This is a genomic window from Vibrio sp. 1580 (genome assembly GCF_033340055.1).
In genome coordinates this window covers 1-750 of record NZ_JAWOVT010000239.1, presented here as the reverse complement: position 1 = coordinate 750, position 750 = coordinate 1, and the positions used below count along the sequence as shown (strand labels likewise).

The window sequence follows — 750 nt, the reverse complement described above, 5'->3', positions numbered from 1 at the left end:
CCGTTTTTTCGGTACGAAGAAACTTACGGCGTGCAGGAGTATTGAAAAACAAATCCAGCACTTCAACCGTGGTACCAATGGGATGGGCAGCAGGCTGCAATTTGACCTGCATATCACGCCCTTCCGAATATGCACTCCACGCTTCTTCTTGCGCAGCTGGGCGAGAGGTTAATGTAAGACGAGAGACGGAACTGATACTCGCCAATGCCTCTCCACGAAAGCCCAAGCTCATGATCGCTTCTAAATCATCTAAGGTATGGATTTTAGACGTTGCATGACGACTGAGTGCCAGCCCGAGCTCATCTTTCGCAATCCCTTTTCCGTTGTCACGAACACGAATAAGCTTGGCACCGCCTTTTTCGATGTCGATATCGATTCGGGTTGCGCCAGAGTCGAGGCTATTTTCCACCAACTCTTTGATGACAGAGGCAGGTCTTTCGACCACTTCCCCTGCCGCAATTTGGTTGGCGAGCCTAGCTGGCAAAATTTTTATCGTCATAATGAGTTAGAAGCTCACTTACTTATTTGTTTGGAATGATCAGGACTTGCCCAACAGCAAGCTCGTCCGAGCGCAAGTTGTTTGCTTGGCGAATACTCGCAACGCTCACGCCATATTTGGACGCAATCTTACCAAGGTATTCCCCTCGCGCGACTTTGTGCTTGCGGATCGGGTTATCTTTCACTGCTACGGTGATCTTAAGGTTTTGACCAACCCATAAGGTATCGGAGTTTAAGTTGTTCTCACGACGA

At 48.8% G+C, this 750-nt stretch carries 2 protein-coding genes; both read right to left on the bottom strand.

The annotated features are described in order from the left end of the window. Window positions 1-499, bottom strand: a 499-nt coding sequence (gene mutL, locus R7093_RS25270) for a DNA mismatch repair endonuclease MutL (RefSeq protein WP_318147026.1), incomplete at its 3' end; no start/stop codon positions are given. Window positions 500-521: 22 nt separating this feature from the next. Continuing rightward, window positions 522-750: LysM peptidoglycan-binding domain-containing protein (locus R7093_RS25265; RefSeq protein ID WP_318147025.1), on the bottom strand; the 229-nt coding region annotated here is incomplete at its 5' end.